The organism is Salinibacterium sp. NYA9b (genome assembly GCF_976973725.1).
In genome coordinates, this window is the sequence record NZ_OZ333476.1 from 454,036 (window position 1) to 473,690 (window position 19,655).

21 protein-coding genes and 1 tRNA gene are annotated in these 19,655 nt (G+C 61.5%); 13 read left to right on the forward strand and 9 right to left on the reverse strand.

Translation table 11 applies throughout. The annotated features are described in order from the left end of the window. Positions 1-429 precede the first annotated feature (429 nt). Genes ACWFSR_RS02230 through ACWFSR_RS02240 form a run of 3 tightly spaced genes read left to right on the forward strand, consistent with a single transcriptional unit; the run spans position 430 to position 2,410 of the window. The gene (locus ACWFSR_RS02230; protein ID WP_197108056.1) at positions 430-876 is read left to right on the forward strand and encodes an FAS1-like dehydratase domain-containing protein; all 447 of its coding nucleotides are present in this window, start codon (positions 430-432) and stop codon (positions 874-876) included. Then, positions 873-1,280 (forward strand): MaoC/PaaZ C-terminal domain-containing protein, encoded by a 408-nt coding sequence (locus ACWFSR_RS02235; RefSeq protein WP_197108054.1) that lies wholly within the window; start codon positions 873-875, stop codon positions 1,278-1,280. The genes ACWFSR_RS02230 and ACWFSR_RS02235 overlap by 4 nt, the downstream gene beginning before the upstream one ends. Further along, positions 1,277-2,410, forward strand: a complete 1,134-nt coding sequence (locus ACWFSR_RS02240) for a UDP-N-acetylmuramate dehydrogenase (protein ID WP_197108052.1) — start codon at positions 1,277-1,279, stop codon at positions 2,408-2,410. The genes ACWFSR_RS02235 and ACWFSR_RS02240 overlap by 4 nt, the downstream gene beginning before the upstream one ends. A gap of 59 nt (positions 2,411-2,469) precedes the next feature. Here the strand turns inward: ACWFSR_RS02240 and ACWFSR_RS02245 are convergent, their stop codons facing one another. The 4 genes from ACWFSR_RS02245 to ACWFSR_RS02260 are packed head-to-tail and all read right to left on the reverse strand — an operon-like array spanning position 2,470 to position 5,986. Next, positions 2,470-3,099 (reverse strand): response regulator, encoded by a 630-nt coding sequence (locus tag ACWFSR_RS02245; RefSeq protein ID WP_197108049.1) that lies wholly within the window; start codon positions 3,097-3,099, stop codon positions 2,470-2,472. Beyond that, positions 3,096-4,250 (reverse strand): sensor histidine kinase, encoded by a 1,155-nt coding sequence (locus ACWFSR_RS02250; protein WP_447522963.1) that lies wholly within the window; start codon positions 4,248-4,250, stop codon positions 3,096-3,098. The genes ACWFSR_RS02245 and ACWFSR_RS02250 overlap by 4 nt, the downstream gene beginning before the upstream one ends. After that, a complete protein-coding gene (locus ACWFSR_RS02255; protein ID WP_231600038.1) occupies positions 4,251-5,114 on the reverse strand; it encodes an ABC transporter permease in 864 nt (287 codons plus the stop codon). Further along, positions 5,111-5,986, reverse strand: coding sequence for an ABC transporter ATP-binding protein (locus tag ACWFSR_RS02260; protein ID WP_447522964.1), 876 nt, complete (start codon positions 5,984-5,986; stop codon positions 5,111-5,113). The genes ACWFSR_RS02255 and ACWFSR_RS02260 overlap by 4 nt, the downstream gene beginning before the upstream one ends. A gap of 185 nt (positions 5,987-6,171) precedes the next feature. On the opposite strand from ACWFSR_RS02260, the gene ACWFSR_RS02265 reads away from it, so the two are divergent. Next, positions 6,172-6,636 carry a hypothetical protein gene (locus ACWFSR_RS02265; protein WP_447522965.1) on the forward strand — a complete coding sequence of 155 codons (465 nt, stop codon included), beginning with the start codon at positions 6,172-6,174 and terminating at the stop codon, positions 6,634-6,636. 17 nt (positions 6,637-6,653) lie between these two features. On the opposite strand, the gene ACWFSR_RS02270 is transcribed toward ACWFSR_RS02265, so the two are convergent. The 3 genes from ACWFSR_RS02270 to ACWFSR_RS02280 form a co-directional block, all read right to left on the reverse strand. Further along, a complete protein-coding gene (locus ACWFSR_RS02270) occupies positions 6,654-7,322 on the reverse strand; it encodes a HEAT repeat domain-containing protein (RefSeq protein ID WP_447522966.1) in 669 nt (222 codons plus the stop codon). A 30-nt stretch (positions 7,323-7,352) separates the two neighbouring features. Beyond that, the gene (locus ACWFSR_RS02275) at positions 7,353-8,549 is read right to left on the reverse strand and encodes a pyridoxal phosphate-dependent aminotransferase (protein WP_447522967.1); all 1,197 of its coding nucleotides are present in this window, start codon (positions 8,547-8,549) and stop codon (positions 7,353-7,355) included. 178 nt (positions 8,550-8,727) lie between these two features. Beyond that, on the reverse strand, positions 8,728-10,824 hold the full coding sequence (locus tag ACWFSR_RS02280) for a choice-of-anchor G family protein (RefSeq protein WP_447522968.1): 2,097 nt from the start codon (positions 10,822-10,824) through the stop codon (positions 8,728-8,730). Positions 10,825-11,376: 552 nt separating this feature from the next. Between ACWFSR_RS02280 and ACWFSR_RS02285 the strand changes: the two genes are divergently transcribed. From ACWFSR_RS02285 to ACWFSR_RS02315, 7 genes are all read left to right on the forward strand, one after another. Continuing rightward, a tRNA-Trp gene (locus ACWFSR_RS02285) sits at positions 11,377-11,449 on the forward strand. Between the two features lie 63 nt (positions 11,450-11,512). Continuing rightward, complete coding sequence (gene secE / locus ACWFSR_RS02290; RefSeq protein ID WP_197108034.1) at positions 11,513-11,794, forward strand: preprotein translocase subunit SecE; 282 nt, start codon at positions 11,513-11,515, stop codon at positions 11,792-11,794. A 57-nt stretch (positions 11,795-11,851) separates the two neighbouring features. Further along, positions 11,852-12,832, forward strand: coding sequence for a transcription termination/antitermination protein NusG (gene nusG / locus ACWFSR_RS02295; protein WP_197108032.1), 981 nt, complete (start codon positions 11,852-11,854; stop codon positions 12,830-12,832). 86 nt (positions 12,833-12,918) lie between these two features. Further along, the gene (gene rplK, locus ACWFSR_RS02300) at positions 12,919-13,350 is read left to right on the forward strand and encodes a 50S ribosomal protein L11 (RefSeq protein ID WP_100389473.1); all 432 of its coding nucleotides are present in this window, start codon (positions 12,919-12,921) and stop codon (positions 13,348-13,350) included. Further along, a complete protein-coding gene (gene rplA / locus ACWFSR_RS02305; RefSeq protein ID WP_197108030.1) occupies positions 13,350-14,039 on the forward strand; it encodes a 50S ribosomal protein L1 in 690 nt (229 codons plus the stop codon). The genes rplK and rplA overlap by 1 nt, the downstream gene beginning before the upstream one ends. A gap of 110 nt (positions 14,040-14,149) precedes the next feature. Then, positions 14,150-14,701, forward strand: a complete 552-nt coding sequence (locus tag ACWFSR_RS02310; protein ID WP_447522969.1) for an N-acetyltransferase family protein — start codon at positions 14,150-14,152, stop codon at positions 14,699-14,701. 3 nt (positions 14,702-14,704) lie between these two features. Next, entirely contained in the window at positions 14,705-15,373 is a 669-nt protein-coding gene (locus tag ACWFSR_RS02315) for a DUF998 domain-containing protein (RefSeq protein WP_447522970.1), read from the forward strand. Between the two features lie 22 nt (positions 15,374-15,395). Here ACWFSR_RS02315 and ACWFSR_RS02320 read toward each other — a convergent pair whose 3' ends face one another. After that, positions 15,396-15,998 carry a YqaJ viral recombinase family protein gene (locus tag ACWFSR_RS02320; protein WP_197110563.1) on the reverse strand — a complete coding sequence of 201 codons (603 nt, stop codon included), beginning with the start codon at positions 15,996-15,998 and terminating at the stop codon, positions 15,396-15,398. Between the two features lie 138 nt (positions 15,999-16,136). Here ACWFSR_RS02320 and ACWFSR_RS02325 point away from each other — a divergent pair, with 138 nt between their 5' ends. Both ACWFSR_RS02325 and ACWFSR_RS02330 read left to right on the forward strand, forming a co-directional pair. Next, positions 16,137-17,597: a hypothetical protein gene (locus tag ACWFSR_RS02325; protein ID WP_447522971.1), complete on the forward strand. Its 1,461-nt coding sequence runs from the start codon at positions 16,137-16,139 to the stop codon at positions 17,595-17,597. A 6-nt stretch (positions 17,598-17,603) separates the two neighbouring features. After that, on the forward strand, positions 17,604-18,935 hold the full coding sequence (locus ACWFSR_RS02330; protein ID WP_197108022.1) for an MATE family efflux transporter: 1,332 nt from the start codon (positions 17,604-17,606) through the stop codon (positions 18,933-18,935). A gap of 36 nt (positions 18,936-18,971) precedes the next feature. Here ACWFSR_RS02330 and ACWFSR_RS02335 read toward each other — a convergent pair whose 3' ends face one another. Beyond that, positions 18,972-19,643 carry an ABC transporter ATP-binding protein gene (locus ACWFSR_RS02335; RefSeq protein WP_197108020.1) on the reverse strand — a complete coding sequence of 224 codons (672 nt, stop codon included), beginning with the start codon at positions 19,641-19,643 and terminating at the stop codon, positions 18,972-18,974. Between the last annotated feature and the right edge of the window lie 12 nt (positions 19,644-19,655).

A 19,655-nucleotide genomic window follows, 5' to 3' on the forward strand; every position in this document is an offset into this window, starting at 1 on the left:
GCCAAATGTCAGCGGGTGAGAGTAGATTTAAAGAAAGTTGGCCGACACGCCGAGACACTACATCTGGGGTAATGACATGGGTGTCATTACCCATATATAGTGAAATCTCCGACAAACCGTCGGCAAACTTCTAGCAGACTTTTAAGGAGGATCGAATGGATAACGAAAACGACACCGTTGGCGGATATGCAATTCCCGTCGACCCAATGGATCTTCTGCAGTGCGACAGCTGCCAGTAAAAACTTACTGAGCTAACGCCTCACAGAATTTCTGAAGCCCCGGCAGACCTCACGGTCACCGGGGCTTCACCCATTTAACAGCCGCAACACAATCCGCCCGCAACACAATCCCGCCGCAATAAGCCGGCCCACAAACACAACCCCAATCTCACCCACGCGCGTATCGCCAACATTGCCTAAGCTGGACACCGTGCCAGTGAATAAAGAACTAGAAGGCCGGGTCTTCCCGCCTACGACCCCCTACCTCGTCGGGCGAGAAAAAGTACGCGAATTTGCGCGCGCCGTCTTCGCTCAAAGTCCCCTCAACCACGACCCGGAAGCCGCGAAAGCAGCAGGCTTTGTGGATGTCGTAGCACCGCCCACCTTCGCCGTCGTCATCCAAGAAGCAGGCCTTGCCCTTCTCCTGGCCGCCCCCGACACCGGCATCGACTTCTCGCGCATCGTGCACGGCGAACAAAAGTTCACCTACACGCGGCCCATCGTCGCCGGCGACGAACTCACCGCCATCCTCACAGTCACGAGCATTAAGTCGCTCGGCGGCAACGACATGATTACCGCCGAAACCGCCATCAGCGACGCCACAGGCGAGCACGTCGTCACCGCAACCTCCGTACTCGTCATGAGAGGCACAGAATGAGCGACCTCGTCGTCGGCCAAGAACTGATCACCGGCAATATCACTCTCACCCGCTTCTCGCTCGTGCGCTACGCGGGAGCATCCGGAGACTTCAACCCCATCCACTACCGCGATGACGTTGCTGCCTCCGTTGGTCTCCCCGGCGTACTCGCCCACGGCATGCTCACCATGGGCCTCGCCGTGCAACCCGTCATTGACTGGATGGGCGACCGCGGCGAACTCGTCGAATACGGTGTGCGCTTCACTCGCCCCGTCGTCGTCGACGGCAATGGGGGCGTCGTCGTTACCGTCGCCGCCAAAGTGGGCGCCATCGAAGACGACGTGACGCGCATCGACCTCACCGTCAGCGCCGCTAACCAAACCGTGCTCGGCAAGTCGCAAGTGAGGGTCAAACTCAACAAATGACCGACACCGCCCCCAGCGAAAGCACACCGCCGCAATACAACGTGGCGCTCGCCGACCTCACCACCATCAAGGTAGGAGGGCCAGCGCACACGCTGCTGCGCCCCGCCACCGAGCAAGAACTGATCGCGAACGTGCGAGACGTGTGGCAACGAGGCGACGAATGGCTGCTCATTGGGGGCGGCTCCAACATGGTCATCAGCGACGAAGGATTCGACGGCACTGTCATCCATATCGCAACACGCGGCATCCAACTCGTCTCTCAAACCGAGACCTCGCTGAGCCTCCGCGTGCAAGCGGGCGAGTCCTGGGACGGCCTCGTGGCGAAGCTCGTTTCACGGGGCTGGGCGGGGCTCGAAGCGCTCAGCGGCATTCCCGGTTCAGTAGGCGCAGCCCCCATTCAGAACATCGGCGCTTATGGTCAAGAAGTCGCCAGCGTGCTCGATGGCATCGACTTTCTCGACTACGACAACGGTGAGTTCGTTCACCTCACGACCGCCGAACTCGAACTGGGTTACCGCAACTCGGTGATCAAAGAGGGGCGCGCCGGCGTTGTCCTCGCCGTGTACGTCACCCTCGCGGCATCGCCCGAGAGCACCGTTCAGTACCAACAGCTCGCGACCGCGCTCGGTGTCAACATCGGCGACCGAGTGCCCGTACAACAAGTGCGCGACACCGTGCTCGCCCTGCGCGCCTCCAAAGCAATGGTGCTCGACCCCAACGAACCAGACTCCGCCAGTTGTGGATCTTTCTTCACCAACCCGATCGTGCCAGAACACATCGCGAGAGGGCTTCCCGCGGATGCCCCACGCTGGGTTATCGAGGACGAACCCGTCACCGACGTTGCGGTTCCGCTCGGCGAAGAACCTGCCCCGCCCCCCGCGCCCAAGCCGCGCCTGGTCAAGCTCAGCGCCGCCTGGCTCATCGAACATTCGGGCGTGAACAAGGGATTCCGGCTGCCAGGCTCACGAGCCGCCGTGTCGACGAAACACAGCCTGGCGATCGTCAACCGCACGGGCGCGGACGCTGCCGAAGTTGCAGAACTCGCCCGGTACATTGGCGCGTGCGTACTCAGCCGCTACGGCATCTACCTGCAGCCAGAACCTGTCGGCGTCGGCGTCGAACTCGCCTAGCTCGCCCAACTCACCTCACAACCTGCGCTCACGCGCCAAGCTCGCCTCACTCAGGCGCGCTAATGCGAGCGAGGCAGCAGCCCCAACTCCATTGCCTTCGTGACGGCCCGCGTACGGTCCTTCACGTCGAGCTTCTCGAAGACATGGATGAGGTGCGTCTTCACGGTCGCCTCGCTCACGAACAGAGCTGCGGCAATCTTTCGGTTGCTGTTGCCCTCCGCCACAAGTGCCAGCACTTGAGTCTCACGGTCGCTCAGTGTCACCTTCGCCGGCTCACGCATGCGGTTCACGAGCAGCGCCGCAATCGATGGAGCCAGAGCGACTTCGCCGCGCGCGACCGAACGCAGCCCGGCCAGAATCTCCTCTTGCGGTGCCGCCTTCAACAGATAGCCGCTCGCTCCTGCCTCAATCGCGGTCAGAATGTTCTCGTCAGACTCGTAGGTCGTGAGGATGAGCACGCGGACGTCGGGGCGTGCGGCCACGAGTTGCGCGGTCGCTTCTGCGCCTCCGAGGCCGGGCATGCGCAAATCCATGAGCACAACGTCGGGGGAGAGCTGCGTGGCCAAGGCAACCGCCTCGGTGCCGTCACTGGCTTCTCCGACGACTTCGATGTCATCCGCCGACCCCAGCAGGCCGACGATTCCACTGCGGACGATCGGATGATCGTCAGCAACAACGACACGGATCATGCAAGAACTTCCTTCGGAATGGTGGCACGCACGGTGGTGCCGGCGGCCGAACTATCAACGTCGAGACGACCGTTGACGAGAGCCAAACGTTCGCTCATCCCCTCGAGGCCGAAACCGGGGTGAGCGGTGGTGGGGTCGAAGCCTACGCCGTCGTCGGCGACGGAAATCGTCAGCCCCACATCATCAGCAGAGACTGTGATCGTCGCGCGAGTGGCCTCAGCATGCTTGCGCACATTAGCGAGCGCCTCCTGGGCACAGCGCAACACCACCACCTCGGTTTCGCGGGCGATCGCGGGCAGGTGCTCCGCATCCACTGTCACGGTCAGTTGGGTTTCGCGGCTGTACCGCTCAGCTAGTCGTGTCAGAGCGCTAGTGATGCCATCGCCCGTGAGACCTACCGGAGCGGATGCCGTGACAAGTGCACGCGCTTCCGCAAGTGCTGCGCGGGCACTGTCTTCAATGAGCTCGAGTTGTTCGGCTGCAGCGGCAGGGTGGTTGTTGTCGAGTTCGCGCCTAGCTCTTTGGGCGACGAGTACTAGTCCGGTGAGGTCTTGCGCGATGGTGTCGTGGATTTCGCGGGCAAGCCGCTCTCGTTCGCTGGAGACTCCGGCATCCCGACTGATGGCGGCGAGTTCGTCGCGGGTGGAGTGCAGTTCGAGTACGAGGTCGTGGCGTTGGTCGCTGAGTGTGGAGATTTGGGTGATCCAGAGGCCGAGGGCGAGGCTGAAGATGAGCGAGAGGGCGACGATTGTGCTGCTGTAGAGCAGGGCATCCGCGCTGAGGCCCATGTTGATCAGAAAGCCGACGCCGACAGAGAGGGCGAGGGCGACGTTGCCGATGATGGCGTTTCGCGTGCGCTCGGCGAGCACCCAGACGAGGGGATAGGCCAGCGATTGCAGTGTGGCCATGACCGGCATGAAGGCGACGGCAGCACCCACGGTGACCACGAGCACACCGACGTAAATGACTGCGATGATGCTGTTGTCTCTGGCGCGGATGCCGAGCGTGAACCAGGCGAGAGCGAAGGCGGCGAGGGCCACCGCAGCGCCGAGTCGGCTACCGGGGCCATAGCCACTGGAGCCGACGATGAGCACTGCCATGACCGCCGTGGTGACGATCACAGCAATGCTCATCCAACGCGCGAAACCCATTTAGCTATCCTTGCGGATCCAGCGGAACGTGATGCGCGTCACGATGAGACCGATGACCAACCAGAGGCCGGTGGCGATGGCCACTCCTGGCAGGTTCCAGCTTTCAGATTGCTCCATCACTTCGAAGCTTGCCGGCAGGAACACTTCGCGCATCCCCTGCGCCATCCATTTGAGAGGGAAGATGCTGGCGAAGTTTTGCAGCCACTCAGGCAACATCGAGAAGCCGAGGTACACGCCGGAGATGAACTGCAACACGAGCGCGACGGGGATGACGACGGCAGTGGCACTCTTGCCGCTGCGGGGGAGGCCGCTCAGTGCGATACCGAGCACGGCGGATGTCGTGACACCGAGCACAAAGACCCACGCGAAAGTCAGCCATTTGCTGGGTTCGCTCGGCAGCTCGACGTCGAATGCGACACTCGCGACCAGAATCACGAGGGCAGCTTGCAGCACGCCGGTCACGAAGACTTGCCCGATCTTGCCGATGAAATAGCTCATTACGGGCAGCGGTGTTCCGGCGAGACGTTTGAGGGTGCCGTCGCTGCGTTCCATAGCAATGTCGATCGCCATGTTCTGCAGGCCACTGAGAAGGAGGCCAGCGGCGATCATCCCTGGCAGGTAGAAGGCAGCTGCGGTGAGCGGCTCTTCTTCGGTGCCGAAGTTCTGCTCGCTGAAGGCGACCGCGAAGATCGTGAGCATGACGACAGGAAAGAGGAAGGTGAAGAAGACCGAGTCGCCCTGGCGAAAGTAGCTCCGCACTTCGAGCTTGATGCGGCTGAACCCGAGCCGGAGGCTGCGGCCGATTCCGAGACCGAAGCTCGGTGCGCTGGCAGCAGGGGCCGTCGGTGTTGTTGTGGTGCTCATCGTGCGTTCTCCACTTCACGTGCGTGCGCGTGGTCGGAGACCAGCTGCAGATAGATGTCTTCCAGACTGGGGCGAACAATTTCGAGCCCGGCCGGTTCTACGCCAGACGCCATGAGGGATGCCACGACAGCGCCAGGGGCGTGCGTGCGCTCTTCATGCTTGCCGTTGGCATCGCGCCAACGCACGACGGGGGTGCGCGCTTCTTGCCCGCCGATCTCGTCGATAGCGCCGATGTCGATCATTTTTCCACCCGCGATTACTCCGGCACGGTCGCCCAGCTGGGCCGCTTCGTCGAGGTAGTGGGTGGTGAGGAGGATGCTCGTGCCGTCCGCCTTGAGCGAGCGAATCAGCTGCCAAAACTGCTGACGAGCCTCGGGGTCAAAGCCTGTGGTTGGTTCGTCGAGAAAGAGCAGCTCGGGGCTTCCGATGATGCCGAGCGCGACATCCACTCGTCGACGTTGTCCGCCCGAAAGCTTGCGGATCAGCGTGCCAGCCTTCTCTTCAAGACCGACTGAAGCGATAACTTCTTCGACGTCGCGCGGGTGGGGGTAGTAACCAGCAAAGTGGGTGAGCTGTTCGCGCACCGAGACGTTGCCGCTCTCGCCGCTTGACTGCAGCACGATGCCGAGGCGCGCCTTCCAGTCGAGGCCACCCTTGCCGGGGTCGACGCCGAGCACGCTCACCGAGCCACCGGTTCGATCCCGGTAGCCTTCGAGAATCTCGATCGTGGTCGACTTGCCTGCACCGTTTGGACCAAGCAGGGCGAAGGTTTCGCCGCGCTGAATCTCAAAATTGACGGAGTCAACAGCGGCAAACGAACCGTAGGTTTTGCGCAGATTTTCGACCTGCACGACGGGAGCGGTGGTGTTCATGCTTCTATCGTCGCTTGTCTGGCCGCGCTGCGACAGGTGCAGACGGTTAGAGGCGCATCAACCGATCGGTTGATGCGCAGTGCGGGTGCGCAGTGTGGCTGCGCAGTGTGGCTGCGCAGTGTGGCTGCGCAGTGCGGGTGCGCAGCGTGGCGGTGACGTTCAGCCTGTCCCGCTACCGTCGAACCATGATCATGCCGGCCCGCTCCCGAACCTCCGCTCTGGCGGCGCTCGCGCTCGCCGTCACCTTCGCCGTGACGGGATGCTCCGCTGCGAGCACCTCGAACAACACGTCTGAACTCAGCACAACACCGCCAGCCAGCTCAAGCCCTGACGCCGCCACATTCTTCCCCGATGTGGAAGACGTGAGCGTCTCGCCAACGGGCACCAACCTTTTCGACTTCGCGGTCACGATCAGTTCGCCGTATGACACTCCTGAGCAGTACGCCGACGGATGGCGCGTGCTCGCCCCCGATGGCACGGTGCTCGGTGAGCACACGCTCACCCACGATCACGCCGCCGAGCAGCCGTTCACCCGCACCCAGCCGGGCGTGGAAATTCCTGAGGGCATCGCCGAGGTCACGATCGAGGGTCGAGACCAGGCCAACGGGTACGGCGGAACCACCGTGACGATCGAACTTCCCGGACGCTAGTAACGGCGCACCGCGGGCTATTCGCCCGCGCCGGCATCCGCCAACAGCACCCGCAACTCCGCGTCGAATAGCGCCGCTTCATAGCCGTCGTCGGGAGATTCGCACAGCAGCAGCGTGGTCATGGCGTGAAGCCGCTCGTCGCCTGCGCCGTTCTCGGCGATGTCGTTCAGCAGCGCGGCGGCGTGCTCCCCGAGTGCCACGAGGGATCGGCTGAGACTCATGTGGGCTTCGCGCTCACCCCGACCGAGGTGCGCCACGAGCGCTCTCGCAAGTTCCGTTTCGCTACCGTAGGGCACCAGCACCGTTGCAACGCGCCACGCGGTGCGGGCCACCGCCTCAGCCGAGTCGTTCAGCAACTCAGGGGTGATCGCTTCCCACCCGGCGGGGTCACCGATCTTCGAGAGAGTGTGCAGCGCTTGGCTGCGCGCCTGCGCTGTCGCGGATCGTGTTTCGGCAATCAGCAGCGGCACGGTAATCGACGACGGATGCCGCATGAGCGCCCACGTGAGCGTCTCGCGAACGTTGAGGTCGGGTTCGATCGCGCACCGCTCTAGCAGCACGCGCACGAACTCGTCTCGCGGGTGCGTTCCGGCGGAGAGGGCAGCCTGAAGCCGTTGGGAGGGAAGCGCGGCGGTGAGGGCTACGTTCAACCGGCCTGCCGCATCGAGCGGCGGTGTCGCATCCATAATTCCTCCACCGCCCCGAGGGCGGTTCGGTTAGCTAAAAAGCTTTTGTAAGCGCTGCACGCCTTCGAGGAGGGCGTCGTCGCCGAGGGCGTAGGAGAGGCGGAGGTAACCGCTTGGCCCAAACGCTTCTCCGGGGATGACCGCAACTTCGGCCTTCTCGAGAATCAGGTCGGCAAGTTCGAGGCTTGTGGTCGGAGTGACTCCGTCCCATTCGCGGTTCAGCAAGCCGGAAACATCCGGGTACACGTAGAACGCGCCCTGGGGTGTTGGGCAGTTGATGCCGTCGATCTTGTTGAGTTCGGAGACCATGAGTTTGCGGCGGCGGTCGAACGCGAGACGCATTTCTTCCACGGCATCTTGCGGGCCGGTCAGGGCTTCGATGGCAGCGCGCTGCGAGATGTTGGAGACGTTGCTCGTGAGGTGCGACTGCAGGTTCGCAGCGCCCTTCATGGCGTCGACGGGGCCTACCATCCAGCCGAGGCGCCAGCCGGTCATCGAGTAGCTCTTGGCGACACCGTTGACGAGGATGGTGGTGTCCGCGAGTGCCGGAACAACCTCGACGATGGAGACGGCACGCACTCCGTCGTAGACGAGGTTTTGGTAGATGTCATCGCTGATCACCCAGATGCCGTGCTCGAGCGCCCATTCGCCGATGGCTTTGGTCTGCTCGGGGGTGTAGACGGCACCGGTGGGGTTCGATGGCGAAACGAAGAGCAGCACCTTGGTGTTCTCGGTGCGAGCGGCTTCGAGCTGTTCCACGGTCACGAGGTAACCCTGGTCTGCGCCAGCAAAAACCTCGACCATGGTGCCGCCGGCGAGCTTGATCGCTTCGGGGTAGGTGGTCCAGTACGGCGTCGGAACGATGACTTCGTCGCCCTGATCAACAAGGGTCGCGAACGCTTGGTAGACGGCTTGCTTGCCGCCGTTGGTGACAACAACCTGATTGATGCCGACCTCAAGGCCGCTGTCGCGCAACGTCTTGGCAGCGATTGCTTCACGAAGTTCGGGCAGGCCGGCTGCTGGCGTGTAGCGGTGGTTCTTGGGGTCGAGCACTGCTCTGGACGCCGCAGCCACAATGTTCGCGGGAGTCGCGAAGTCGGGTTCGCCAGCCGCATAGCTAATGATGGGCCGCCCTGCCGCAAGAAGCGACTTGGCCTTGGCATCCACCTTGAGGGTGGCTGACTCGGCGATGGCGGAAATTCTGGCGGAGAGGCGAGGTGAGGTCACCCTTCAAGTGTATGGCTTCAGGAGGGCGGATGCCCAGAGATTGCCTACCCAGCGAGAGCAGCGCTGGCGCAGAAGACTGCCCCTACCGCGAGAACGCGGTAGGGGCAGAGGGAAGCGGCCGGAGCTGTGATCCTGGGGGGACGATAAGCTCCGGCCGCTAGAGGTTACTTACGCAGTCCTAGAGCTCGGACTTGGGGTGTGTACGTAGGTAACCCTGACGCGCGAAGTAGGCACCCGCTGCCAACAACGCGACGATGAGGGCGAGGAGCGTCGCAACACCGGCACCGGTGTATGCGAGCTGCCCACCGAGGGCATAGGTCGGAAGGTCGAGGAAGTCCGAATCACCAACGACACAGGTACCGACACAGGGGTCAGGGTCGCCATCGGGGTCTCCACCGGTCCCACAGTTTTCGGTGCATCCAGGATCAACGACGGTCTGAACGTTGGGTCCAACAACGGCGCGAGCCACATTGAGTGTTGCAACTCCAGTCGAAGCGAAGCTCGGGGCCGCTGTTGCCTGGCCGAGTGCACCGTTCAGGAGGCCGCCGGCGCTGGAGAGCCCCGCTGTGGTGAGCCCTGATCCGACGGACACGCGCACTGCGGTTTCGCTGAACATGTCGCCTGAGACTGCACCGGTCGATGTCCATTGCTCTTGCACGTTGACCTTGATGGAGACCAGATCGCGGAGCACTGTCGCTACTGAGTTGTTACCGAGGAGGCCGGTGACAGCGGGATTCACGAGGCCGGTGTTGAGGCTGTTGACGAGCGAGGTCACTACTCCGCCGTTGGAGAAGAGCGACGTGTTGAGGCTCTGGCCGAGGCTACCGATCAGCGTCTTAACGTTGAGGCCGGTCTTGACCGTTCCACCGAGCAGCGAGATGTTCGCCTTCGCAGAGACTGCAGTGCCGTTGATGAGATCGTCAACGTTTCCGATGATGCTGACGTCCACGGTGCTGCGGAGGTCGGGAAGAACAGTGTCGACGAGGTCGCACACGGTGTCCGTTGTGTAGCCGATGATGCCCTGCGTGACACCGTCTGTGAGGCCGCCAGTGAGCCCACCGAGGAGTCCGCCGACGAGCCCGCCGCCCGTCGAGTCTCCGTTGAGAATGTCACCGATGATCGGTACCCGGATGTCGCGGCACACCGTGTTCTGCACGGGGTCCTGTGCGGTCAGAAGGTTCAGCTTCGCCGACACCTCAACGTTGGCGTCGCGCAGAGCCAGCTCGACGCGATCAACGATGTCGTCGGCGAGAGTGGCTACGGTTTCGCTGATGCCGGTGAGGATCTTGTTGACGACAACATCCGTCAGCAACTCCGTGTTCGGCGGAAGATCGTTGAGGTCGCTGCCGAGGAGAGTTTCGAGGTCAACCATGACTGCGCCAGTTTCGAGGTTGAAGCTGACGCCGCCGTTGCCGTAGCTGCCCTTGAGCAGTGAACTCGCGGCTTTGTCGAGGTCTGCATCAACAACGACCTTGACGTCGGCCGAGGAGCCGACCACTCCAAGAACAGGGTCGAGGATGCCGTCGATTGAGTTGCCGAGAGCGCCGTTATCGCCGCCCAAGCTGACCAGTTTGCTGTCAACGCCGCTCAGCGCAGAAGTGACCTTGCTGGTCAGCTTGCTGATGGCGGGGCTGGAGAAGCTGAGTGTTGCGTCGGCGAGGGTGTAATCGCCGGATGCTGACGTCATGTTTCCGTCAGCGCGAGCGGAAACGGCATCCAGATCGAGCTTGAGGTCGGTGAGTACCGAAGCGAACTCGTTGTCGAGGAGGCTGTCCAGGTCCAGCGTGAGGTCGCCGGCGGGGCCGGAAGCAACGTTGCCGATGCCGATGCCGCCGTCGTCCTGAATGGCTCCGGTGGAAGCGAATGATTCGCCGTTCTTGTCGGCTTCGGCGTACTGGTTGACGACACCGGCATCCACTACGTCGAGAAGGGGCAGCTGCAGGCCGCCTGGCTGGTGGAGCACGGTTGCGCCAAGAGCGTCAACAGTGAGGGGATCGCGGTGAACCTGTCGTGGCTGATTGCCGTTGTTGGTGGCGACGACTTGGCCGAGACCCGCAACGTTGCCGAGGTCCGTTCCGAGCACATCGCCGGAAAGGAATTCTGCGTAAGCGTAGGAGGCGCCGGTGGTCTCCTCTGCGCTTGCTGCAACGGGTGCAATAAGAGTGAAGCCCGATACAAGGGCTACGGTTCCCAGAGCCGCTCCGAAACGGACTGCTGGGGTGTGCTTGGTGTTCCCGACTGGCTTCCCAGTGCGCGGGATGTGTTGTGTAAACACGACTGGTACCTTCCTGATCCTGTTCGGATAAGGAAGCTGATACGACGATGAGGCCAACCTGAGGGTTGTGCCACGAACTACTGCCTGATCTCAGCTTCGCTTGCCCATGTGGTGGTGCTTGTTTTTGAGTTATGCGGCGAGATGGTGAGGTCTCGCGTGGTGGTGCCCGAATGGTGGTGCTGGTGTTGCTGGTGGTGCCCGAATGGTGGTGCTGGTAATGCCCGAATAAGAAGGGTTGGTTTGCCCTGCTTGCATAGAGAGACTGAGACCCCCCTCGGTTATGACGCGGGTTTTCAAACTTTCTTGAAAACTTTTTCTGAGAGACCCCAATGGCGGGTGAAGAAGCGGGCGAATTGCCGCCCATTTCTGCTGGTTCTCTGTGTTGATCTCTCTACAGGGGGAGTGGGCACTGCGGGACGGCTCAGGATGACGTACACTTGTTCAGGTTGTTGATAACTGCCATACTTTCGCGCGCCTGCTCCTCACTTCTCAATGTGGATGTGTCGTAGTGTTTGTGCGAAAGTGTGGGTAAGAGATTTCGATCTCTTGCAAAGGGTGGTGGCTCAATTGGTAGAGCAGCGGTCTCCAAAACCGCAGGTTGCAGGTTCGAGTCCTGTCCGCCCTGCAAGTCCCTCTCTGTGAGAAACGGAGCGGGTCGAGTAAGCCGAAGTATCGGAAGGTAGTAAGAGTGGCCAAGAAAGACGTAGACGAGCCCAGCGAGGACGTCGTCGCCAAGGCGAAGAAGGAGAGCGCGCAACGTCGTGGACCCTTCGGCCGCATGACACTCTTCATCCGCCAAGTTATTAACGAACTCAAGAAGGTAGTAACTCCGACTCGGCGCGAGCTGGTCAGCTTTACTCTCGTTGTTCTTGTGTTCGTCATCATCATGATGGGTATCGTTTCGGCCCTCGACTTTGGGTTTAGCGCGTTGGTGAACTTCTTGTTCGGCGACCCGAACCTGGTCGTCTAAGCCCTTCATAAACCGCAGCGGTTACGGCCGAACTGCAGAGCAACGAAAAGAGATTTAGTGTCCGAGAACCACCGCGAAGACTCCGAGCTCGCTACGGCAGCAGAGCAGTCCTCCGAGGAGGATGAGGCGCAGACGGGTAACACCTTGGCTGCGGCAGAGCGTTCAGAAGACTCCGCCGAGCACCAGGCAATGCACGTTGAAGGCGACTCGGCTGATGTCGACGCCGATCTTGCTGGTCTCCTTGAGGCTTTGGATGCCGCAGTCGACCCTGCAGCAGATGCTGAAGTAAACGACGCGCTCGACATCGATAACGCTGCAGAGGCTGACGCTTCTGTTGCTGCAACCGATGACGAAGCAGCGGATGACGCTGAAGCGGAAGGCACCGACGCTGCTGAGGCAGTCGAGGGCGAAGAGGTTGAGGTCGACCCGTACGCCGAATTCCGCATGGATCTGCGCCTGCAGCCAGGCAAGTGGTACGTCATCCACTCCTACGCTGGTTTCGAAAAGCGCGTCAAGCACAACATCGAGAACCGCAAGGTTTCCATGGCGATGGAAGATTACGTCTTCCAGGTCGAGGTTCCGATGGAAGATGTTGTCGAGATCAAGAACGGTCAGCGCAAGCTCGTTAACCGTGTTCGTATCCCCGGCTACGTTCTGGTTCGCATGGACCTCAACGAAGACAGCTGGTCGGTTGTTCGTCACACTCCCGGTGTTACTGGCTTCGTGGGCAACGCCCACAACCCCGTACCGCTGCGTTTCGAAGAAGCATTCAACATGCTGAAGAGCCTTGTTGAGATCGTTGAAGCTCCTGTTGCTAAGGGCGCATCGCAGAAGAGCAAGACGGCTGCACGCGCTATCCCCGCAGAGATCGACTTTGAGATCGGCGAGACCATCACCATCAAGGAGGGTTCGTTCGCGGGCCTTCCCGGTTCGATCAGCGAGATCAAGGCGGAGAGCGGAAAGCTCATCGTTCTGGTTTCCCTCTTCGAGCGCGAGACCCCGGTCGAGCTCAGCTTCGATCAGGTCACCAAGCTTTAAGGGCTTACGCCCCTAAAAAACCACCGCGCCCTTCGGGTGCGGGAGAGCTGGCCACACGGGTCAGTTCGTACTGAAAAGGAAACACAATGGCACCGAAAAAGAAGGTTACAGGTCTGATTAAGCTTCAGATCCAAGCCGGCGCCGCTAACCCCGCACCGCCCATCGGGCCTGCGCTGGGACAGCACGGCGTTAACATCATGGAGTTCTGCAAGGCGTACAACGCCGCTACCGAGGCTCAGCGTGGAAACGTTATCCCGGTAGAGATCACCGTGTACGAGGACCGTTCGTTCACGTTCATCCTCAAGACCCCGCCGGCAGCAGAGCTCATCAAGAAGGCTGCTGGAGTTGCAAAGGGTTCGGGCACGCCGCACACCGTCAAGGTTGCGCAGCTCACCAAAGACCAGGTACGTACGATCGCCGAGCAGAAGATGGCTGACCTCAACGCCAACGACATCGACGGCGCAATGAAGATCATCGCGGGCACCGCTCGCTCGATGGGAATCACGGTGGAGGCATAATGTCCAAGAATTCCAAGGCATACAAGTCCGCCGCTGAGAAGCTCGAAGAGGGCAAGTTCTACACGCCCACCGAGGCTGTCTCTGTTGCTCGCGAAATGAGCTCGAAGAAGTTCGACTCCACCGTTGAGGTTGCTCTTCGCTTGGGTGTAGACCCTCGCAAGGCTGACCAGATGGTTCGTGGCACCGTTATCCTGCCTCACGGCACGGGTAAGACTGCTCGCGTTATTGTTTTCGCAACCGGTCCTGCAGCAGAAGCAGCAATCGCTGCTGGCGCTGACGAGGTTGGTGGCTCGGAGCTCATCGAGAAGGTAGCCGCTGGCTACACCAGCTTCGATGCAGCAGTTTCGACCCCCGAGCTCATGGGCCAGGTTGGTCGTTTGGGTAAGGTTCTTGGTCCGCGTGGCCTCATGCCAAACCCGAAGACCGGAACGGTTACCCCTGACACCGCAAAGGCTGTCTCGGAGATCAAGGGCGGAAAGATCGAATTCCGCGTTGACAAGCACTCCAACGTTCACTTCATCGTGGGCAAGGCTGGCTTCACGGCTGAGCAGCTTGACGAGAACATCAAGGCAGCACTCGACGAGGTTCTGCGCGCAAAGCCCAGCTCTTCCAAGGGTCGCTACATCACGAAGGCAACGGTTTCGACCACCTTCGGTCCTGGCATCCCGGTCGACATCAACTCGATCTAATACTGCTTAAATGAACGGGGGTCGGCTTGCGCCGGCCCCCGTTTTTTGCATTCCCTAGGCGTTGTGCTTGGGGAATATGCTGGTCAGTATCTGCCGTAGGGAGCCTTGTCGTGACCACCACTGTTCGCCGCGCTATCGAGAGTGACGCCGAGTTGCTCCACGAGATCGCTCGCCAGACTTTTCCGTTGGCGTGCCCTGCCACAACAACGCTCGAAGCGATCGCGTCCTACATCGCAGAACACCTTTCGGTGTCGGCGTTCCGTCACTACCTCACTGACCCTGCCCGCGAGGTTCTTCTCGCCGAGGTAGATGGCCAGCCCGCCGGCTACGCGCTGTTTTCTGCCGCCGAGCCCAGTGATCCGGATGTCGCCCAGGTGCTTACCCTTCACCCCACAGTAGAGCTCAGTAAATGCTACGTTCTCGGCCTCTTTCACGGCGCTGGCGTCGCGCCCGCGTTGATCGGTACGGGAATCGCGTGGGCTCGCGATCAAGGCTTTGCCGGGATGTGGCTGGGCGTGAATCAGGAGAATGCTCGCGCCAATCGTTTCTACGAAAAGATGGGCTTCGGGCTCGCCGGCACCAAAAAGTTTCTTGTCGGAGAGCGCTGGGAAGACGACTTCGTGCGTCAGCTTTCGCTCAACGAACCGCTGTCCGCCCAGTAGCCAATGACTACTATTGCGCCGCAGCGCGTGTCAACCGCTGCCATTGAGGGAGTCGCTGCCGTCGTCGGCAGTGTCGCTGTCGGCATCGCGCTTGTCGTCATTTGGGCGTCTCGGCTCATGGTGCCCCGAGAGCTGTATGTCAGCGAGTTGGGCGCGGAAGGCGAACCTACAGCGGCCGCCTTTGAGATCGCGCTCTTGCTCATTGTGGGCGGTGGCTCAGCAGTTGCGTGGAGCGCCCGACGGGTGCGCGCCTGGCCGCCATTGCTCTCTTTCGGTTCGCCAGCGTTATCTCTCTGGGTGGGGTGCGGCTTCTTCTTCATTGCATCGCAAGTGACCTGCACTTCTGGTTGCCCGTTACCCTACGGCCCGAGTTTCACCTGGCAAGACTTCACGCACACCATGGCGGCGGTCATTGCATTCGCAGCAGCATGTTGGGCGATGATCCAAACCTCGTTCGCGCGGGAACACCGCGTGCTCGCAAGAATGTCACTCATCACCGCCGTTGCGGTCGCAGTAATTGCGGGAACGGGTGGGCTCTTTTCGCTCTTCCGCTTTCAGGTTGTGCTCGGCAGCAGGCTTGAATTTGTTGCCACGACGATTGCGATTGCGTGGCTCATCATCCTCGGCACAGTGATTGCTGCTCGCGCGCTGTCACGGAATGCACGCGAGTAACGAGCTCGCTGAGTACAGAGGGCTAGGGTGCTCGCATGAGATCGAGTAGTCGATCGGCCAAGCCCACCAGGGTGTGGATCTGATCTTCGTCGCGCTCAACCCACTGGCACTTCGGCTCAGAATGCACGGGAACAAAGTCAGTGTGTTGCTCCCACACTACGAGCGTGCGGTCAGCGCCCAGCACATACTGTTGCCACCAGACCTGACGCAGGTACGAGCGCGGGATGGTGCGCCACGCTTTCGCCGTCGTCTTGATCTCCGAAAGCACGAGCGAACCATCAAGCACCGAGACGCCGTCGGGAGTTGCTAAATGCAGGGGCTGATCGTGGGCGTGAAAGAGCGCCGAACTTGACTGGATGCCGTGCGCACCCAGCACCCAGCGTGCGATTTCTGGTTCCCGAGCGCGGCCATGATCAGTGAACGCGTTGCCGCTGAAACCGGAGCCGAGAAGCTTGCTCTCCACAACCGCACGCAAGGATTGTTCAGTGGCTAGGCGGGCGGCATCCGTTGCTGTCACGCCACGACTGCGGGCACGAAGCCACGCGACTCGATCCTCAGAATGGGCAACAATGCGGTCGCGATGATTGGGCGCAACCGGCTCCCAAAGATCGAGTTCCGGTTGCATAGTCACACCCCTATTGTCTCCCGTACCGGTGGCATCGCGTGCGCGCACGACAGGGAAAGGAGGGATTCGTCGTTGCCAAGTGGCCACGAGGCACGCGTCCGCGCATTCAATGCCGGTACGAACTGGCAGACTAGGCCCATGCCAGCCATGCACCCCGACACAGCGTCAACCCCGAGCTTCCGTCGTCGCTGGGTCGGAGTAGCCGCGGCTGCAATGGTGGCAATCGTGACGCTGGTGCCGGTTGTCGGTGCTTCGGCATCCGTGGGTTCGACGCCGCCGGATGTCACGCTGTTCGCCAACGCTGATGACGGGTTGCTCTTGGAACTCGAAGAGTTTTTTGGGCAGAATCAACGCGGCAGCGGACTAGATTTCACCAATGGAATCGAGCTCGGAGCCATTGATCGCGTCTTCTTGTGGTCGAACGATTATCACTCGGGCCAATCGACAGAGACTCCGGTGCAGTACGTAAACCGTTGGATGGTCCCGGTGACAATCGGAGAAGAGCCCGTCGGGGTCGCAATGATCGGCATTGATCCCGCGACCGTTGACCCCGAAATGATTGACTTCATTCGCCGCCCCGGCGTTGCGCTTGCACTTGACGATGTCGACGACGATGCAACTCTTGTGCAGGAACCCGAGACCGGTGCCTGGTTCAGCCTCCTTGACGGCGTGATCACGCCCCTTGTTCGTGGCTCTAGCGAAGTAGCGGGAGAGATGACGCTCGAGGCATACCAGCCCATCGTGTCCACGCGTCTCGTTGAGGTCGTCGACGAGACGCCACAGCCCGACCAAGGCTCAGTGCAGTCTGTGGTGCTGATCGTGACGACAATCGTCGTGGTGTTGTTGGTCCTGCTCATTCCGACGGTCGTTGGTCAGGTGCGCGAACGCCGTGAACGTCGCGCCGCAAAAGACGGACCGGCAGTCGACACTGACGAAGCTCTCGACGAAGCCGCCTCGGCTGGCGACAGCGACGCCACGGAATCGGATGTTGCGTTAGGCCCCGCTGCGCCCGCGGGCACAGCGCCGCCAACTTCTGTTGACGATGAGATCGCGGTTGAGAGCGAGATTGCGAACGAGGTCGCTGGAGTACAGGCGGCAACCGCCGCAGTGAAGAAACCTGCCGCGAAGCGAGCGCCAGCGAAGAAAGCCCCAGCGAAGAAGGCCCCCGCGAAGAACACACCAGCTCCGAAGGCATCCGCTGCTAAGGCCACGACAACTTCGGTGAAGAAGACTTCCGCCCCGACAGCGCCGAAGACTCCCGTGAAGGCGAAGCCAAAAACGGCATCGACGTCAGCGCCCAGAACAGCGGCGAAGAAGAAGACGACGACGACTCCGGCGAAACCCACTTCACAGTCCGCGACAGCCACGGCGACCACGGCAGCGTCGAAGCCCGCTGCAGCGAAACCTGCAGCGAAGAAGCGTGCGCCCCAACCGGCCGCAAGCAAGCCGACCACGAGCGAATCAGCCGCGAAAAAGCCGGCCGCGAGCAAACCAGCCACAAAGAAGCCTGCGCCAAAGAAGCCTGCGCCGAAAACGCCTGTACCGAAACCCACTTCACAGTCCGCGGGCGCAGACGCGACCGATAGCGCAGCAGACTAGACAACCGTGGGATTGCTGCACTCTCCACTTGATCGTGACATCCGTCGCCTTGCCGTGCCGGCGCTGGGCGCGCTTGTGGCGGAACCGATCTTTCTGCTCACCGACACCGCCCTCGTGGGGCACCTCGGCAGTGCCCAACTTGGCGGCTTGAGCGTCGCGAGTGCTGTGCTGCAGACGGCCGTCGGGCTCCTCATTTTTCTGGCGTATTCCACCACTCCCGCAGTCGCTCGCTGGCTGGGGGTCGGCAATCGGGCGCGTGCTGTCGCCGCCGGCGTTGATGGCGTGTGGCTGGCCATCGCACTCGGCGTCGTGCTCGTGGCGGTCGGCATCCCCACCACTCCCTGGCTGATTAGCCTCTTCAACCCGGATGCCAGTGTCGTCGGCTACGCCACCGAATACCTGTCAATTTCGATCCTGGGCTTGCCCGCGATGCTCATCACCTTCGCGGCATCCGGATTGCTGCGGGGATTGCAGGATACGCGCACCCCGCTCGTGGTTGCCGTTGCCGGGTTTGTCTCGAATGCGCTGCTCAACACACTCTTCATTTACGGTTTCGGCTGGGGCGTTGCAGGGTCAGCAATCGGTACCGTCGTCGCAAGTTGGGGTATGGCTGCCGCCTACCTTGTGATGCTCGTCACTCTTGCCCGTCGCGAGGGTGCCCGGCTTCGACCGCACGCGACAGGCATGCTGTTGGCTGGCCATGCAGGAGCTTGGCTTCTGTTGCGCACAGCGTCTTTGCGGGCAGCGATGCTCGCCACGATAGCCGTCGCCACGAGCTTCGGAGTGCCCGAGCTTGCGACGGTTCAGATCGCACTCACGATCTTCGCGACGCTCGCCTTTGTGCTTGATGCGCTGGCGATCGCGGGGCAAGCGATGATCGGTAAAGAACTGGGGGCGAGCGACCTCCCGCGCGCCCGTGCCATTACGCGGCGCCTTATCGAGCTTGGAATCGGCAGCGGTGTCGTTCTCGGAGTCATGGTTCTTGTGTCGTCACCGTGGATCGGTTTTGCGTTTAGTTCAGACCCAGAAGTGCAGAGCGGCTTGGCGGCGCTTCTGCCGGTGCTTGCCCTCGGCATTCCGATCGCGGGCTTTGTGTTCGTGCTCGATGGCGTATTGATCGGCGCGGGGGATGCGCGCTATCTGGCGCTCACTGGCCTCATCAATCTGGCGGTCTACGTGCCCCTGCTGTGGTGGGTCGACACGGCACACCTCACAGCCGTGTCCGCGATCGTGGCCCTGTGGTTCGCTTTTGGTCTCGGCTATATCGGTGCCCGCGCTGTCACTCTGGGCATCCGTGCGCGAGGCGATCGCTGGCTGATCCCTGGGGCGACGCGCTAGAGACCACGCGCCGCCCGTCCGAGGGATACGACCCTGCTACTTCTTCTCGGTCACCGCACCGTGCTTCAGCGTCAGTCGGCGCTCGGCACGCTTCGCGACGGCTGAGTCGTGAGTGACGATGATGAGAGTGAGGCCCTGATCCCGCCACAGCCCCTCGAGTAATTCCATGATTTCGTCACGGGTCTGCTCATCAAGGTTTCCGGTCGGCTCATCGGCAAGCAGCACGGTCGGCTCCTTCACGAGGGCACGAGCGATCGCAACACGCTGCTGCTGACCGCCTGAAAGCTCAGAGGGGTGGTGGGTGAGGCGCTCGCCCAAGCCCACTTTCTCCAGAGCCGCCGTGGCCCGACTCTTGCGATCCGCGCTGGAAAGCCCGAGAGGAGCTAGCGCCGTCTCCACATTCTCTTGAGCAGTGAGGGTGGGGATGAGGTTGAAGCCTTGAAAGACGAACCCGATTGTGCGGGCGCGAATTTCAGCGAGCCGAGAATCTGGCATCTTCGAAAGTTCGTCATCGCCGAGGGTGACGGTGCCACTGGTTGGACGTTCGAGAGCGCCCAACATTTGCAGCAGCGTCGATTTTCCACCACCGGTGGGGCCTTGGATGGCCACCATCTGTCCGGTCGGGATGGTCAAACTCACCTTGTTAAGGGCCGTTACCGTGCCCCGCTTGGTTTCGTAGGTTTTTGTAAGTTCGTTGAGTTCATACATAGAAAGTCTCCT

Bases quoted from the DNA above. Each gene is read 5' to 3' on its own strand.
- ACWFSR_RS02235 (WP_197108054.1), top strand. From the start codon at position 873: ATGAGCGACCTCGTCGTCGGCCAAGAACTGATCACCGGCAATATCACT.
- ACWFSR_RS02240 (WP_197108052.1), top strand. From the start codon at position 1,277: ATGACCGACACCGCCCCCAGCGAAAGCACACCGCCGCAATACAACGTG.
- ACWFSR_RS02245 (WP_197108049.1), bottom strand. From the start codon at position 3,099: ATGATCCGTGTCGTTGTTGCTGACGATCATCCGATCGTCCGCAGTGGA.
- ACWFSR_RS02250 (WP_447522963.1), bottom strand. From the start codon at position 4,250: ATGGGTTTCGCGCGTTGGATGAGCATTGCTGTGATCGTCACCACGGCG.
- ACWFSR_RS02255 (WP_231600038.1), bottom strand. From the start codon at position 5,114: ATGAGCACCACAACAACACCGACGGCCCCTGCTGCCAGCGCACCGAGC.
- ACWFSR_RS02260 (WP_447522964.1), bottom strand. From the start codon at position 5,986: ATGAACACCACCGCTCCCGTCGTGCAGGTCGAAAATCTGCGCAAAACC.
- ACWFSR_RS02265 (WP_447522965.1), top strand. From the start codon at position 6,172: ATGATCATGCCGGCCCGCTCCCGAACCTCCGCTCTGGCGGCGCTCGCG.
- ACWFSR_RS02270 (WP_447522966.1), bottom strand. From the start codon at position 7,322: ATGGATGCGACACCGCCGCTCGATGCGGCAGGCCGGTTGAACGTAGCC.
- rplK (WP_100389473.1), top strand. From the start codon at position 12,919: ATGGCACCGAAAAAGAAGGTTACAGGTCTGATTAAGCTTCAGATCCAA.
- rplA (WP_197108030.1), top strand. From the start codon at position 13,350: ATGTCCAAGAATTCCAAGGCATACAAGTCCGCCGCTGAGAAGCTCGAA.
- ACWFSR_RS02315 (WP_447522970.1), top strand. From the start codon at position 14,705: ATGACTACTATTGCGCCGCAGCGCGTGTCAACCGCTGCCATTGAGGGA.
- ACWFSR_RS02320 (WP_197110563.1), bottom strand. From the start codon at position 15,998: ATGCAACCGGAACTCGATCTTTGGGAGCCGGTTGCGCCCAATCATCGC.
- ACWFSR_RS02325 (WP_447522971.1), top strand. From the start codon at position 16,137: ATGCCAGCCATGCACCCCGACACAGCGTCAACCCCGAGCTTCCGTCGT.
- ACWFSR_RS02335 (WP_197108020.1), bottom strand. From the start codon at position 19,643: ATGTATGAACTCAACGAACTTACAAAAACCTACGAAACCAAGCGGGGC.